Origin of the sequence: Methylomonas koyamae, from assembly GCF_006483455.1 — a bacterium.
Classification (GTDB): domain Bacteria; phylum Pseudomonadota; class Gammaproteobacteria; order Methylococcales; family Methylomonadaceae; genus Methylomonas; species Methylomonas koyamae_B.
Genome location: NZ_PPPU01000028.1, coordinates 162,472 through 177,456, shown reverse-complemented (window position 1 = coordinate 177,456; position 14,985 = coordinate 162,472). Strand labels below are relative to the sequence as shown.

General features: G+C 53.7%; 16 protein-coding genes and 1 tRNA gene. 9 read left to right on the top strand and 8 right to left on the bottom strand.

The annotated features are described in order from the left end of the window. Positions 1-301 precede the first annotated feature (301 nt). The 3 genes from C2U68_RS15640 to C2U68_RS15630 all read right to left on the bottom strand — a co-directional run bounded on the left by C2U68_RS15640 (position 302) and on the right by C2U68_RS15630 (position 3,175). On the bottom strand, positions 302-763 hold the full coding sequence (locus C2U68_RS15640; RefSeq protein WP_140913404.1) for a hypothetical protein: 462 nt from the start codon (positions 761-763) through the stop codon (positions 302-304). Between the two features lie 499 nt (positions 764-1,262). Then, on the bottom strand, positions 1,263-2,711 hold the full coding sequence (sufB, locus tag C2U68_RS15635) for a Fe-S cluster assembly protein SufB (protein ID WP_140913402.1): 1,449 nt from the start codon (positions 2,709-2,711) through the stop codon (positions 1,263-1,265). A 14-nt stretch (positions 2,712-2,725) separates the two neighbouring features. Beyond that, complete coding sequence (locus C2U68_RS15630) at positions 2,726-3,175, bottom strand: SUF system Fe-S cluster assembly regulator (RefSeq protein WP_140913401.1); 450 nt, start codon at positions 3,173-3,175, stop codon at positions 2,726-2,728. 212 nt (positions 3,176-3,387) lie between these two features. On the opposite strand from C2U68_RS15630, the gene C2U68_RS15625 reads away from it, so the two are divergent. Further along, complete coding sequence (locus C2U68_RS15625) at positions 3,388-4,164, top strand: polysaccharide deacetylase family protein (protein WP_140913400.1); 777 nt, start codon at positions 3,388-3,390, stop codon at positions 4,162-4,164. A 115-nt stretch (positions 4,165-4,279) separates the two neighbouring features. Here C2U68_RS15625 and C2U68_RS15620 read toward each other — a convergent pair. Next, a tRNA-Ser gene (locus C2U68_RS15620) sits at positions 4,280-4,370 on the bottom strand. A 75-nt stretch (positions 4,371-4,445) separates the two neighbouring features. Between C2U68_RS15620 and C2U68_RS15615 the strand changes: the two genes are divergently transcribed. The 5 genes from C2U68_RS15615 to fae all read left to right on the top strand — a co-directional run bounded on the left by C2U68_RS15615 (position 4,446) and on the right by fae (position 8,979). Continuing rightward, on the top strand, positions 4,446-5,549 hold the full coding sequence (locus C2U68_RS15615) for an ATP-grasp domain-containing protein (RefSeq protein WP_140913399.1): 1,104 nt from the start codon (positions 4,446-4,448) through the stop codon (positions 5,547-5,549). A gap of 3 nt (positions 5,550-5,552) precedes the next feature. Further along, on the top strand, positions 5,553-6,536 hold the full coding sequence (mch, locus tag C2U68_RS15610; protein ID WP_140913398.1) for a methenyltetrahydromethanopterin cyclohydrolase: 984 nt from the start codon (positions 5,553-5,555) through the stop codon (positions 6,534-6,536). Positions 6,537-6,620: 84 nt separating this feature from the next. Further along, positions 6,621-7,517, top strand: coding sequence for a RimK family alpha-L-glutamate ligase (locus C2U68_RS15605; protein ID WP_140913396.1), 897 nt, complete (start codon positions 6,621-6,623; stop codon positions 7,515-7,517). Beyond that, positions 7,511-8,380: a triphosphoribosyl-dephospho-CoA synthase gene (locus tag C2U68_RS15600; protein ID WP_140913395.1), complete on the top strand. Its 870-nt coding sequence runs from the start codon at positions 7,511-7,513 to the stop codon at positions 8,378-8,380. Before C2U68_RS15605 ends, C2U68_RS15600 begins: the two co-directional genes overlap by 7 nt. 83 nt (positions 8,381-8,463) lie before the next feature. After that, on the top strand, positions 8,464-8,979 hold the full coding sequence (gene fae, locus C2U68_RS15595; RefSeq protein WP_140913394.1) for a formaldehyde-activating enzyme: 516 nt from the start codon (positions 8,464-8,466) through the stop codon (positions 8,977-8,979). 56 nt (positions 8,980-9,035) lie between these two features. On the opposite strand, the gene C2U68_RS15590 is transcribed toward fae, so the two are convergent. Beyond that, positions 9,036-9,716, bottom strand: coding sequence for a HisA/HisF-related TIM barrel protein (locus tag C2U68_RS15590; protein ID WP_140913393.1), 681 nt, complete (start codon positions 9,714-9,716; stop codon positions 9,036-9,038). An 11-nt stretch (positions 9,717-9,727) separates the two neighbouring features. Here C2U68_RS15590 and C2U68_RS15585 point away from each other — a divergent pair, with 11 nt between their 5' ends. Together C2U68_RS15585 and C2U68_RS15580 are read left to right on the top strand one after the other, a co-directional pair. Further along, the gene (locus tag C2U68_RS15585; RefSeq protein ID WP_140913392.1) at positions 9,728-10,720 is read left to right on the top strand and encodes an ATP-grasp domain-containing protein; all 993 of its coding nucleotides are present in this window, start codon (positions 9,728-9,730) and stop codon (positions 10,718-10,720) included. Further along, positions 10,717-11,793, top strand: a complete 1,077-nt coding sequence (locus C2U68_RS15580) for a hydantoinase/oxoprolinase family protein (protein WP_140913391.1) — start codon at positions 10,717-10,719, stop codon at positions 11,791-11,793. Before C2U68_RS15585 ends, C2U68_RS15580 begins: the two co-directional genes overlap by 4 nt. 120 nt (positions 11,794-11,913) lie before the next feature. Here C2U68_RS15580 and C2U68_RS15575 read toward each other — a convergent pair whose 3' ends face one another. Then, positions 11,914-12,741: a methyl-accepting chemotaxis protein gene (locus tag C2U68_RS15575; protein WP_409563860.1), complete on the bottom strand. Its 828-nt coding sequence runs from the start codon at positions 12,739-12,741 to the stop codon at positions 11,914-11,916. A 616-nt stretch (positions 12,742-13,357) separates the two neighbouring features. Between C2U68_RS15575 and C2U68_RS15570 the strand changes: the two genes are divergently transcribed. Beyond that, positions 13,358-13,630: a hypothetical protein gene (locus C2U68_RS15570; RefSeq protein WP_140913389.1), complete on the top strand. Its 273-nt coding sequence runs from the start codon at positions 13,358-13,360 to the stop codon at positions 13,628-13,630. Positions 13,631-13,633: 3 nt separating this feature from the next. Here C2U68_RS15570 and C2U68_RS15565 read toward each other — a convergent pair whose 3' ends face one another. After that, positions 13,634-14,332 (bottom strand): (5-formylfuran-3-yl)methyl phosphate synthase, encoded by a 699-nt coding sequence (locus C2U68_RS15565; RefSeq protein WP_140913388.1) that lies wholly within the window; start codon positions 14,330-14,332, stop codon positions 13,634-13,636. Further along, entirely contained in the window at positions 14,329-14,892 is a 564-nt protein-coding gene (locus C2U68_RS15560) for a DUF447 domain-containing protein (RefSeq protein WP_140913387.1), read from the bottom strand. The genes C2U68_RS15565 and C2U68_RS15560 overlap by 4 nt, the downstream gene beginning before the upstream one ends. Positions 14,893-14,985: the final 93 nt, after the last annotated feature.

The following is a 14,985-nucleotide window of genomic DNA, read 5'->3' as shown; positions in this document are numbered from 1 at the left end:
TCGGCCCGACAGCCGAGATACTTTCTTTTGCATCGCCAAAAGAAAGTATCCAAAGAAAAGGCGACCCGGATGCCGCTTTTATCCTGGGCTCCTCGCTTTTGAACGGGGTTGCCTGAAGGGGCTCCCAGCCCCTGCATGCAACGCGACGCATCCATGCATCGCCCCTTCGGGCTATTCCGTTCAAAAGCTACGGCGCTCGGCGCGGCATACGGGAAGAAAACCCATCCCGTGTAGGGTGGGCAATTTTGCCCACAATCGGCTTCCTCCTACGTGGGCAATAAATCGCGACCACCCTACCCGGCTAAACACTACGCTTTTTTAAATGAAAATAAATTTCATCGCATAACCTGCAATGGTCTGGAGTCATTCCGCTAGTATCAAAGCACGCTACCTTATTAGCTTTAGTACTCTCATCGTAATACTTTATTAAAAGCCCAGTTATGCCAAAGCGCCAAGACTTGATCTCCCTGTAGGATATTATTGTTTTCCACCGAATTTCTTTTTTACCAAAGTATTCATCAAATACTAAAGAAGACTTTGATACTAGGAAACGCGCCCGCCTTCTGATCAATTGCGATATGGAATACAAAAATAGAAAAACATTCAGCGCAGCAATAATGGCCATTATTAAGTTTTCTATAAAACCAACATATGTCTTTGAAAAAACCAAAAACACAATTGCCCCCAAAAAACCACAACAACTAAGCAAAAAATATCCAATACGGCCTTTAATTGATACCTTAAATTCTGATAACTGATTCATTTATCGAAACAATAAATTTAGTTTTTAGGTCATGGGATGAGCTAAACGGAGTGAAACGCATCTGTCGCGAATGATGCGACTCCTATCGTCGCCAGTACCCTAAAACTCCATCCCGCATCCAACACAAACAAAATAATCTAACCAATATCATTCCCGCGACGGGGTTTTTCCCGTTATTCCGCCCCGAGCATCGCAGCTTTTGGCGAGATCGGCCCGCAGGGGAGCGGCATGGATGCCGCTCGTTTTCGGAGGGCCAGGGATGTCCCTTCCGAAAACCCTCGCCAAAAGCGAGACGCGCAGGATAAAGGCGGAATTCCGGGTGGCCTTTTCTTTGGATACTTTCTTTTGGCCAAGCAAAAGAAAGTATCTCGGCTGTCGGGCCGAGACCCGACTTCAATAAAACCCGTCGCGCTAGCGACACCTTAAACGACAATGAAAGCCAGAGCTTTCAAGACCGCGTTCCCAAGCTGGAGCTTGGGAACCAGAAAAAAAAACCTTTTTAACCAACAGCCCCTTCCAAACTAATCCCCAACAACGCCTGCGCCTCAACCGCAAACTCCATCGGCAATTCTTTAAACACTTCCTTACAAAACCCATTCACGATCATCGACACCGCGTCTTCCGCCGACAAGCCGCGCTGCTGACAAAAGAACAATTGGTCTTCGCTGATTTTCGAAGTCGTCGCTTCGTGTTCGATCTGCGCCGACGGTTGTTTGACTTCGACATACGGAAAGGTATGCGCTCCGCAGCGGTCGCCAACCAGCAGCGAATCGCACTGGGTGTGGTTGCGGGCGTTCTCGGCCGATTTGGCCACTTTGACCAAGCCGCGATAAGTGTTCTGCGCTTTGCCGGCGGAAATGCCCTTGGACACGATGGTGCTGCGGGTGTTTTTGCCGATGTGGATCATCTTGGTGCCGGTGTCGGCTTGTTGCAGATTATTCGTGAGCGCCACCGAATAAAACTCTCCGACCGAATCGTCGCCCAATAGCACGCAACTCGGGTATTTCCAGGTGATCGCCGAGCCGGTTTCCACCTGGGTCCACGATACCTTGGAGTTACGACCCCGACATTCGGCGCGCTTGGTGACGAAGTTGTAGATACCGCCGACGCCGTCTTTGTCGCCGGGATACCAGTTTTGTACAGTGGAATATTTGATCTGGGCGTTGTCCAACGCGACCAATTCCACCACGGCAGCATGCAACTGGTTTTCATCGCGCATCGGCGCGGTGCAGCCTTCCAGATAGGACACGTGCGAGCCTTCGTCGGCAATGATTAAGGTGCGTTCGAACTGGCCGGTGTTGGCAGCGTTGATTCTAAAGTAGGTCGATAATTCCATCGGACAACGCACACCTTTGGGGATGTAAACGAAGGAACCGTCGGTAAACACTGCCGAGTTCAACGCGGCGAAAAAGTTATCGCCAACCGGTACGACGCTACCGAGGTATTGTTTGACCAGTTCAGGGTGCTCCTGTAGCGCTTCGGAAATCGGGCAAAAAATCACCCCGGCCTCTTTGAGCTTGCCTTTAAAAGTGGTGGCGACCGATACGCTGTCGAACACCGCATCGACCGCGATTCCGGCCAGCCGCTCTTGTTCATCCAGCGGTATCCCGAGTTTTTTGTAAGTTTCCAGCAATTCCGGATCGACTTCGTCCAGACTTTTGGGCTTATCTTTTTTGGACTTAGGCGCCGAGTAATAGCTGATGGCTTGGTAGTCGATCGGATCGATTTTCAGTTGTGCCCAGTCCGGTTCGCTCATGGTTTGCCAATGGCGAAACGCCTTGAGCCGGTATTCGAGCATGAATTCCGGTTCGTTTTTAACTTTGGACAGACGACGGATAACGTCTTCGTCCAATCCCGGCGGAAAGGTATCGGCTTCCAACTCGGTGACGAAGCCTTGTTTGTATTCCTGGCTGATCAGGTTTTCGATTTCTTGAGCGGAGGTGGACATAGGCTTTAGTACTTTTATCGAAACAGTTGATTGACCGGAATATACACTTCTTCCGGCGGTTTAAACGGCAACACCATGTCTGCCAGCGTAATCGATTCCAACGCATTGGCGATTTTTTGATTTATCAAATGCCAGTTGCCTTGTATCCGGCAACCGCTGGCTTGGTCGCAGCCCTTGTGTGAAGCACTGCACTCGGTCAACGCTATCGGCCCCTCGAGTGCGCCGATAATGGCAGCAACGGTAATTCTGTCCGGCTCTCGCGCCAAGGCGTATCCGCCTTTAGCTCCGCGTACCGAAACCACGACTTGAGCCTTCATTAGTGTTTTCAATATCTTACTGACGGTCGGCTGAGCGATGCCGGTAACCTCGGCCAATTCGAACGTTCCGTGCAAACGACCCGATTCCCGAGCCATATGACTCAGGATTACCGTTGCATAATCAGTCAGTTTGCTTAATCGCAACATCCGCACCCTCCACAATGGGGACCATTTTAGTCTTATTTAATAACCAAGTAAAGCACTTGGTTATTTGCACGCAATTTGCCCCCACAAGGATCGAAACCCGCCCGCGGTGACGGCGCCGGCAAACTTCCAAGTCGGCCTTCCCTGTTATACTTGCAGGCTTGCAAGACACGTTTATCCATCCCGCAAAACCTGGACCTCTTACAGCCTCAACCATGCGCCACATTCGCAGCCCCATCGTGTTGATGTACCACGGCACCCCGAGCGAAAAACCGGAGTCGGTATATTCGATTGAGGCGAGTCTGTTCGCCAAGCACTTGAAATACTTGAAGCAAAACGGTTGGAATACCGTTCTGTTCAGAGACCTGGATAAGCCGCATTTACTGCCGGAGAAAAGCGTAGTTCTGACCTTCGATGACGGTTATAAAGACAACTACGAGGGGGCTTTTTTACCCCTAGTGGAACGAGACATGAAAGCATCTTGGTTCATTACTACCGACTGTATCGGCGGCCACGCGCATTGGCTGGGCAGACAGTCCCAGCAAACCCGGATGCTCGACCCAGGCCAATTGCTGGAAATGCATTCTGCGGGAATGGAAATCGCGTCGCACACCCACTCACACCCGGATCTTTCGTTACTTAACCATGACCAGCAACTTGCAGAATTCGACCAAGCCAAAACCTTGCTGGAGCAACTTTTGACCGCGCCTGTGACCAGCCTGGCCTACCCTTTCGGCCGCTTCAACGCTGATTCGTTAGCAGCAGCCGAGCTTGCGGGATACAAGCTGGCCTGCACTACACAACCCGGATGGCGAGAACCCGATAGCAACCCGCTTCTAATCAAACGCATCACCGTTTATTCCGGCGACAGCCCGAGCCTGCTGGCCCGCAAATTAAACTTTGTGGATAACGACGTCTCTTGGCAGAAAATCGGCAGGTATTACATGAAACGCATCTTGAGCCGACTGAATCACCAATTTGATATGGTTTAAACAAGCCGAACCGCGCCAAATATCGAACGCAGCCAAATCAAGACGGACTTAGAAAACGCCATTCAATAGCGCTATAAACGAAAAAGGCCTTTGAAATTCAAAGGCCTTTCAATAATGGCGGAGAGCTAGGGATTCGAACCCCAGGACGGGTATAAGCCGTCAACGGTTTTCAAGACCGCCGCTTTCGACCGCTCAGCCAGCTCTCCAATAGCCCTGCATTATTTCAGAAAGTTTCGGCGGAATCTAGTATTTTTTACGACAGACTCGAACAAGCCGATACCATGCCCCGCTCTATTTTCCCTAAGTGTTTGTTGGCAATTGCAAAATCCGCGCGAATGCTGACCAGGATGTGCACCGACATCGGCTGCGAAGTCGTAGCCATAGATTGTTACGCCGACGCAGACACACTGGATATGGCAAGACAGGTATACCAGACCACCTCCCTGGCTTGGAATCACGTTAGCGAAGCGGTACACGCTGCACTCAGAGAACATGCCATAGACGGGGTGATTTACGGTAGCGGCTTTGAAGCCCATCCGGAAACGTTAACGCATCTGCAAGGACATAAGTGCGTATTTGGCAATTCCGCAGAGGTGTTCCAAAACACGCAAAACAAACCTTATTTCTTTGAAATGTTGGACAAACTGGGCATCTCATACCCGGCAGTCGACTTTGCAGCAAAATCCCCCGGCGACGGCTGGATTTTTAAACCCTGGCACAGCCACGGCGGGATTGGAATAAGCCGCAACCAAGCTTCAGCCGGTGTGGACGGCTATTGGCAACGTTTTATCGACGGCCAGGCAATGTCGGTGCTATTTGCAGCCCATGCCCAACACATTGAAGTGATCGGATTCAATCGCCAATGGTGTGTCGAGCCAAGCCCCGGACATGGTTTCGTTTTTGGCGGCATCAGCAGTCAAGCAGAACTGCCCGCCACTACCCGTCATCAAGTGACTGAAGCAGCAAATAAACTTGCAGCCGCATACCGATTACGTGGACTCAACACTTTGGATTTCATGCTCGACGCCAAAGGCATTCATCTATTGGAGATCAATCCGCGCATCTCCGCCAGCGCCCAGCTTTATGGCAAGGAGTTACTGCTGAGGCACTTGGCGACCATATTTGAGTCTGCGGATATCTGCGCCGGCAAGATCAGCACCGAACCGCGTGCTTACCAAACCATTTACGCCACTAAACCACAAAAGATCGAATCGCATGTGATTTGGCCGGATTGGGCCGTAGATCGGCCGGTCGCAGGCTCGATTGTTGGCGTGGGCCAGCCGATATGCAGTATTATTGCCGGCGGAAAAAATTCGCGGCAGGTTGCCGAGCAATTGGAGCAACGGCAGGCCATCCTTCAAACTCTCTTAGAATCAGGTTATTAATTCATGCAATATCAGGCGAGCGTCAATCAACTTTCACAGCCCTTAGTGCAGGAGCTGCTGGATAACGCTGACAAATTAAGATTGGGCATTGAGAAACTCGAAAACGGTTGCACCATCATCGATGCAGGTATTAAGGTGCCCGGCGGATTGGAAGCAGGCCGTATCATTACCGAAATCTGCATGGGTGGCATGGGCACGGCGACCATTTCGCAAAGCGCTTACACCGAGAGCTGGCCGCTGACCATCAATGTGCATGCCACCAATCCGGTATTGTCCTGCCTCGGTAGCCAATATGCCGGCTGGAGCTTGTCGCACGGCAAATATTATGCGCTGGGTTCCGGCCCGGCCCGAGCGATGGCTACCAAGGTCAAGGATGGATCGGTAGAGCCGGTTGAGGAGCTTTATAAAGAACTGGAATACCGCGACAGCGCGGAACAGACCGTACTGGTGATCGAAAACGATGCCGTGCCGCCGCTAGAAATTGTCGAAAAAGTCGCGGCCGCCTGCGGCGTAGCTCCGGAAAAACTGACGATCATCGTAACCCCGACCAGCAGTCTTGCCGGCGGCGTACAAGTCGTCGGCCGGGTACTGGAGGTAGCGATGCACAAGGCACATGCCCTGCACTTTCCGTTGGAAAACATCATCGACGGTTCCGGTAGCGCGCCGATCTGCCCGCCACACCCTAATTTCGTCAAGGCCATGGGCCGGACTAACGACGCGATTTTGTTCGCCGGACAGGTGCATTTGTTCGTTAAAGGCGACGACGCGGCCGCCGAGAAATTGGCCAAAGAATTGCCGAGCTCGACTTCCAAAGATTACGGAAAACCGTTCGCCGAGATTTTTAAAGCCTACGAATACGACTTCTTCAAAATAGACGCAATGTTGTTCAGCCCGGCCGTGGTGATCGTCACCGCCGTCGAATCCGGCAAAAGCTTCCGTGCCGGCAAATTGGACAATGCACTGTTAAACCAGTCGTTCGGCGCGTAACTCTCGCCGACCTTCCCTCCCGGCGGCGGAATTTGCCCAGTCAGATCCGCCGCCCTGCGACTAACTTTTACCGCATCTTTTCCATTGCGCCGAATTGCAATTTTTACCGACGATCCCGGCTGGCACGGCAAACAGTTGTGTCAGGCTTTTGCCGATCGTGGCTTTGACGCCGCATACGCTTCCCTGACCGACTGCCGGATACAGATTTACGATAACGATCTGCCGATAGTCATCCCCGGCTTCGCGGACCGCCTGCCCGCTGCGATTTTCGTCCGTGGAGTACCGGGCGGATCGTTGGAAGAGGTGGTTTTTTATCTGGATATACTTCACGCTTTGAAACTGCTCGGCGTTCCGGTTTATAACGACGCCGGCGCCATAGAACGCAGCGTCGATAAAGGCATGACCAGCTTTCTATTGCATCGGGCCGGGCTGCCAACGGCAGCCACCTGGGTCGTGCGCGACCGCGAACAAGCCCTGATAATCGCCGAACGCGAGTTGCAACTCGGCAATTTTTTGATCAGCAAACCGTTGTTCGGCTCACAAGGCGAAGGAATTCGCCGCATCGAAAAATCCACCGATTTGTTATGGCTGACCGGCAGCCGCGGTATTTATTATCTGCAGCGCTTCGTCGAATGTGACGGCGACGGTTACTCCGACGTTCGGGTATTCGTAGTGAACGGCAAAGCAGTAGCCGCCATGCGGCGGCGCGGCATTTCCTGGCTGAATAACGTTGCCCGCGGCGCCAGTTGCGAGACCATCGGCATGGAGCCCGAGTTAGCCAATTTGGCTGAAGCAGCAGTCGAAACCTTACGAATGGATTACGCCGGCGTCGATTTGATCAAAGACCGGGACGGCATTTACCGAATCATTGAGGTTAACAGCGTTCCGGCCTGGCGGGGTTTGCAAGGCGTTTGCGAGTCGAATATCGCCCAAATTTTGGTCGCCGACTTACTGAGCCGTTACTTGAGCGAGCCATGCTGAACCGGCAACAACTGATCGATGCCTATCGCCAAGCGTGTGAAATCGAATTGCAGGCGTTCAAGCCGGGCAACGTCAGTATTTACAGTCCGGCACACGATATGACGGTCGACGATTTTCGGCTCAGTGCGCAAGTCAGTAGCGGGCCGCTTACCGACCCGAAACTTAGCCTGGGCGAAAAAATTTATTACGCCATCAAAGCCACTCGAGAAGCCGTGGCCTGCAACACCAATCTGGGTATCGTTTTACTCTGCGCACCGTTAATTCAGGCGGCAGCGAGCTTGAAGCGGGGGCAATCCTGGCGACAGGCGCTCGAGTGTGTATTGCAAGCCACTACCCAAGCAGATGCCGACTGGGTATTCGAGGCCATTGTGTTAGCCGCACCGGCCGGACTCGGTGAATCCGAGCAACACGACGTTCAGGAAAAAGCCGCTGTCACTTTAATGGAAGCGATGCGCTTTGCCGCAGACAAAGATCGAATCGCCTTACAATACGCCACCAATTTTAAAGACATTTTTGATTTCTCAGTTTTACGATATAATCGTGCTTTCGTTTTGTCTGGCGATTCTGGTTGGGCTGCGCTAGCGGTTTTCGCCGCAATGTTGGCGCACTTTCCCGATAGCCATATCGAGCGGAAGTATGGAAAGCGGTATTCAGAGTGGATCAAGGTAGAGATGGAATCGCTCGATCAGGCGATGCAGCTCGCCATTGAGCCTGAAGAGCTTTTTCCGGTGCTTTACGGACTGGACAAAGCTTTTAAGGCACAAAGAATCAATCCGGGTACGACAGCTGACATGACTGTAGCGACAGTACTGGTGGTGCTTCTGGAACAGCTTATCGGCCAGGAAATGGTTGGTAAGTTATAGAGGGAACTTCGCAGAAACTATATTTTGGGACATTATTGTGTCTATTTTTTGGTTCAATCTTATCTTTAGGGGATAAATTTAAAATGGCAAAAATTACAAACATGCGCGTTGGCGAGTCTTTGGTTGGTGACGGCAACGAAATTGCCCATATCGACCTGATCTTGGGCCCACGTGGCTCAGCGGCAGAAACCGCGTTTGCAAATGCTTTGACCAACAACAAAGACGGTTTCTCTACCCTGTTGGCTGTAGTTGCGCCTAACCTGTTGGTTAAACCAGCTACCATCCTGTTCAACAAAGTAACCATCAAAGGTTCAAAACAAGCCGTTCAAATGTTCGGACCTGCACAACGCGCCGTTGCTCAAGCGGTTGCTGACTCTGTTGAAGACGGTACCATTCCTGCTGACGAAGCTGACGATTTGTTCGTTTCCGTTGGCGTATTCATCCACTGGTTGGCTGACGACGACGCGAAAATCGAAGAATTCAACTACAAAGCAACCAAAGAAGCGATCGCTCGTGCTGTAGCCGGCACTCCGACTGCTAAAGAAGTATTGGCTGCCAGAAAAGACGCCAAACACCCGTTCGCTGCTAACAACGTTTAATTTTTTAGTATCGAAGGTTGTACAAAATACCCCGGCTCGCCGGGGTATTTTTTTGTCTAAAATTTGCTAATTTCAGCCACGCCGATACGGCGGTTGTGCAACGCACTGGCAATCAGTACCCCGGACATTCCGACCGCTTCCAGCCGGCGCAGATCATCGGCACCGCGCACTCCACCGGCGGCTATCAAACGGGTATCGGGGTGCCTGTGCCTCAGACTATCGAGTCTGGCAAAATCCGGCCCCGAATCGGCGCCGACTTTATCCAGCGTCATTGCAATTACCGTCTGCGGCCAATACTGCGGCAATTCCAACCAACGCGCATCGCCCAGAGCTAAGTCGTGTTTGAAGTCCAGCGACAAAACCGCCGCAGAGTTGCTTAAATCGTATGGCGACAACCGAGTTTCGGTGCAGATCACAGGTTTAAGGTTATGCGGTTGTGCGGAGCCCAAGCCCGGTTGCGGTAGGCCGCTATCGACCCAAAACTCGATATTCGGATAACGCCGGATTAACGGCTCGAGAATTTGGCGATGATTGCCGTTATCGGCAATGGCATTCAGATCGGCGATGTAAAACACCGGAAACGCATACAAACTCAAGAAGCCGGAAACCACTTCAGCTATCGAACTGCCGGTAACGAGCTGCGAATTCAGATGCACCGGCCGGTACTGGCTGCGGTCCCCGCCACTGGCGTGTACCACCAAGCCGTCTTTTAAATCAATGACTGGAATAATTTGCATGGAGTGACTGAGTGAAACAACTGACGATTCTGGTATTCGAATACATTAGCGGCGGCGGCCTGGCCGGCGAGGCTCTACCGACATCTTTGCTTGCGGAAGGCCGCATGATGTTACAGGCTTTGTTGCACGAACTGAAGCGTATTCCACAAATACGGATAAAGGTTCCATTAGACGAACGCTGCGAGTTGGAAATGGATTCGGAGACAACCGAATGGGTCCGAATTGGTGCCGGCCAGGACATCATGACCCAGCTCCCTGAGTTACTGCAGCAAGCCGACCTGTTTTGGCCGATCGCCCCGGAAACCGGCGGCATCCTGCAGAGCCTGGCCGATTTGGCCCGCAATAACGGTATCGAAACCCTATTGTCCGACGCCGCGACATTGACGCTGTGCGCCGACAAATTAGCGACATACCGTCATCTTGCAGCGCACTCGATACCGGCAGTCGCGACCTACCCTGCCCACCACCATCCGGACTTCGCCGGACGCGTCGTGATAAAAGTCGCTGACGGCGCCGGTTGCCAGGACACATTGGTTGCCGACGCCACAGCGTTGCCAGCGGCACTTGCAGCTTTAAACGCACCGCAACGCTATGTCGTACAACCCCTCGTCGAAGGCCGAGCCATCAGCCTGTCGGCCTTATTCAACAACGGCAAGGGCTATTTTTTGACCTGCAACCAACAACAAATCGTCTTGGAACAACAGCGATTCCATTTACGCGGCTGTTTGGTCAATATCGACAACGAATGCAGCCAGCATTATCGCAACTTGGTCGACCGGATCGCGGCAGCCTTACCCGGCTTATGGGGGTATGCGGGTATCGATTTGATCGAAACCGCCGAATCCGGGGCCCAGTTACTCGAAATCAATCCGCGCCTGACCAGCTCTTATGTCGGCATAGGTCGGGCCACAGGCATTAACGTGGCGGCACAAGTGTTAAGGCTACGGGACGATACACCGTCCTTGGTCCCAACCCGACAACAATGCGTAGAGGTTGCGATATGAGATCAGCACCAGCCTCTCGGATAGCCGGTTGGGATGTCGGCGGCGCCCACCTGAAATTGGCTTTGCTGAACGCTGCCGGTGAAATCGTCGGAGTCGGCCAAGCCGCTTGCCCGCTGTGGAAAGGTCTTGATTACTTGCATGACGCGGTCGCCGAATTGACTGCCGACCGGGATTTGCGCGGCTGCCGCCACGCGCTGACGATGACCGGCGAACTGGTGGACTGCTTTAGCGGCCGAGAACAGGGCGTCGCAGCAATTGTCGCCGCGATGTGTCGCCATTACGGCGCGGAAAATATCGACGTCTTTGCCGGTTTGCGCGGTTTTGTGCCGGCTGGCCGGGTAAGCTCGGCAGATTGCATGGACATCGCGTCCGCCAATTGGCTGGCAAGCGTTATGCTGGCCGCCAAACAGGTACCGGATGCGCTGTTTGTCGACATCGGCAGCACGACCACCGATATTGTGCTGATCGAACGATCGCAGCCCCGGATACAAGGCTTTACCGATTACCAGCGCTTGGTATCGGGAGAGTTAGTCTATACCGGCGTGGTCAGAACACCGGTGATGGCGGTTGCCCAGCAGGCCGAGTTCAATGGCCGGCAAATGGGGCTGATGGCCGAACTATTCGCCACAATGGCCGATGTCTACCGGCTGACCGGCGACTTGAATGCTGTCCACGATCAGTCTGAGACCGCCGACGGCGCCGAAAAAACCGCATTGGCCAGCGCCCGGCGCCTGTCGCGTTTAACCGGTTACGAATTCGACGCCGCCGACTGGCCGCTTTGGCTGGCATTTGCCGCCTATCTGAAACACAGCCAGCAACAAAAACTCGGCGAAGCCTGCCGCAAAATACTGAATTCGGCTAAGCAACCACAAGGTTGCGTATTGTTGGGCGCCGGCGTCGGCCGTTTCCTGATAAAACAGCTTGCCGCCGACTGGGGTTTGGTTTACCGGGATTTTAACGAGTTATTGCCGAGTGCGGTCGACGACGCAGAAATCGATGCCGGCGATTGCGCACCGGCCGCCGCGGTGGCGCATCTGCGCCAGGTAATGAATCCGAATCCGAATCCGTTGTGATGGACATCAAGCGGTCATTTGTCAAAGCAGCTTCAGGCCGCAATTTCACACACGGTAAGCCGCATCGCTAAAGGAATAGCAACCGCCATGACGCATTTGGCCAGACCGCGCCGCAAGACTCTAGAAAAAGGTTATTTCATCGCTACTACTCGAAGAACTCTGGTGGCCGACGGCCGAGGCAGCGGTGTGGTTAAGCAATTCCTCAGGCATGGTGTAGCTAAGCTCCATCCGGGATAGAGTCTCGCCGACATTCAGGCTATCGGCATGGCGGACCCCGACGTTCCGAATCCCGCCGACAGCGCTCTGCAAACTGGCCAGATTGTGCTCGACATGAGTCAGCATCTGGCTGACGCGGTCCTGAAATTGAAATGCCGTCAGTACGCTATAGATCTCGTCGCGAATTTGCGCACTGTTACTGCGCAAATTGTCGGCGTCGCCTTTGAACATTTCCAAGGCTTTGTGCAGATCGTCAAGCGCTCTGCCAATCGCCAGCTCGGCGTCGCGAATGGCTTTGTCGTCGGAAGTCCCGGATGCCTCGGACATTTTCAAGGTGGAGGACATTGCCAAATTGATACCTTCGATCGCCCGACTGATCTTTTCGCCCGTAGCCGACGAGAAACCGGCCAATTTCCGCACTTCGTCGGCCACGACAGCAAAGCCTCGGCCGTTTTCTCCAGCACGGGCCGCTTCTATCGCGGCATTCAAAGCCAACAAATTGATCTGTTCCGCCACCTTGCGCACCTCCTGAGCCATCGAATCCAGTTGCTTGGTGTGAGTCGATAGCTTTCTGACCTCGTCGACCACCGCGTGCTCAACGTCCTGAATTTGGCTCAACACTTTTAACACCGTGGTCAGGGCTTCGCGGGTCTCGGCGAACAATACGTCGACGCCGCGATCTTGGCGACTTTGGCGACCGCCGGCGATCAATCGCTCCAATTGGTTGACCATCGCCGCAAAGCGATCTGTCAACACCGTGATTTCCTGCTCAGTGTGGGTACGCGAGGTTTGTACTTGCCGCACTAGGATCGGGACTACCTGCAGGAACATACGCTCCAATTCGACTACGTAGGTTTCCAAATCTTTTAGCTTTGCTTCTTCATCGCCGCGCCAAGTCCGGTTCAGTTCATGCAAAACCGCTTGCTGCCTGTTGACCAACGCCGAGCCCGCCAAGGCGCCGGCCAACAGTAACGCCATTCCGCCCAGCACGCTAATCATACTGAAGTCCGCCAGTACGGCGGCCAATAAACCGCCAGCCAATCCCAGGCCCACCGTCAAACCGTAAACAAAGCCGGAATCGATTGATTTGAGCGTAGGACCGAATGAATTTGCCATGGTATTGCCAACGAATTTAGGACATACGGCTAGGATAGCAGAGAGATTTAAGCGGCCTTCAACTCAACTACAGTTTCGAGAATGCCGTCCGTAAATTCGCCACCGGCGATTGCGTTCAAACGTGAGACCTAGGACAATGAGATCAAGCCGGCTGAGCATCGCAGCGCACTGTTCCGAGCTACGCTTAACCGGGCATGGATATTTTTCCCCGCAGACCCTGCAGGCGGCTGGCATGGACAACGATACTCTCATCGATCAGGCGCGTCGGCTCTACGCCCTGCTACTAATCAAACGCCATACCCAGAACCAAGGTCACGAGCGCTTGGACCGCCTGCTGATCCTGGCCTACGCCCGCTACCAGCGCCGGCTGAACCGGTGCGCAATTTGTTACCGCTACCGCTTGGACGATTGCAACCGTGCCGCCGGAACCGACCACACCCCTTGCGAGCGCCGTAGCGCGGCAGCTCCCCCAATTCATCCACCAGCGATTTATGCGCCGGAATAAAACTCAGACATGAACCGCTCGGTTAACCTCGGCCGGCCACGATGCGCGGATGCGGCGAATGCGCGCCAAATCCAGCTGCGCGGTTCGGCGATGTTCCTGGCATAAGGCCCCTCTAAAACCCAGATAATCCGGCGCCAACTCCAGCAGATCGGGTACGTCTTCCAGACGCAAAGAACCGGCCAGCCCGGTCAACATTCCTTGCGCGCGCGCCGCAGCGACGAACGCGTCCAATTCGGCGCCGCTCAGCAATTGGGTCAGCGAGCCGCAGCGCTTGTCCATCGTATCCAGCATGACGCCGCGAAAACCGGCGCGGCGCAATTCGGCAATGATGCCGAAATCCGGGTGAATGTCGGCAAACAGCACCGCAATCAACGCAATATCCTGCGCGGCGACCGCTTGCAAGGCATCGACACAGGCGAGCCAATCGCCATCCGGGAAAAACCCGATTTTGACGTAATCGACACCCGTCGCCGCCATATTCCGAACCGCCGGCAGGATCTGTTCGGGTCGCATCGGCAAGTCGCCTATCGTCGCACTGATCCGGGCCTGCGGAAGCGCATTGACGATTTCTGTCACCACTGCCACCGGCAACGCGCCCAAAGCGCCCTGTTCCGGTTGTTTTAAATCAATGATATCGACAGCCGCCTGCTGCACCAACCGGGCTTCCTCCAGGCTATTCACGCTGGCTAACATGCCGGTCATGCCTGCGCTCCGGATTGATGTTGTGCGATAACGTCCATTAACCAGGCCCAGGCTTCGCGTTCTTTTTCGCCAGCCGTTTTTTCCAATCCGATCCGTAAATAATCCAACTCGGCCTGGATTTTTGCCGGCGGCAACATATGGAGCCGGCTGACCAGAATGGCGGCTTCCAGTACCGCGTATTGCGCCCGGTTAAAACCTTGAAACGGCCGGTGGTTAACGGTATGAGTTACCTTACAAAACAATTTAGGTCGCAGTTCATCGTCTTCGACCCGCACCAGCTGCAGCTCGGCGTGCGCCAAGCTATCGGCCAGATAAAAACCGGCCACGCGCTCGGCCGGCAATAAAGGCCAATCCCGGCGCCCGCTCAGACAACCGGCAAAAATTCGGACGTCGTCGCAAAAATTGATGACTGCCGTTTTGCTCAGCAAGAGGTTTTCCAGCGTTGCGGATGGCCGAAACGGCAGAATAATCCGCCAATCGCCATCGACATGCACACCCATTGGGGCAATATGAACCTCGCCTTGCGGATTGACGGTGGTTACCAAGGTTTCTTGAATCATGTGGGTTTAGGTCTATCCTGAGTCGTAAATTTCGCCGGACAAGCGGCGGAACAATCGATAATTTTAATCTTGCCGGCAGCGATCAGGTGTTTT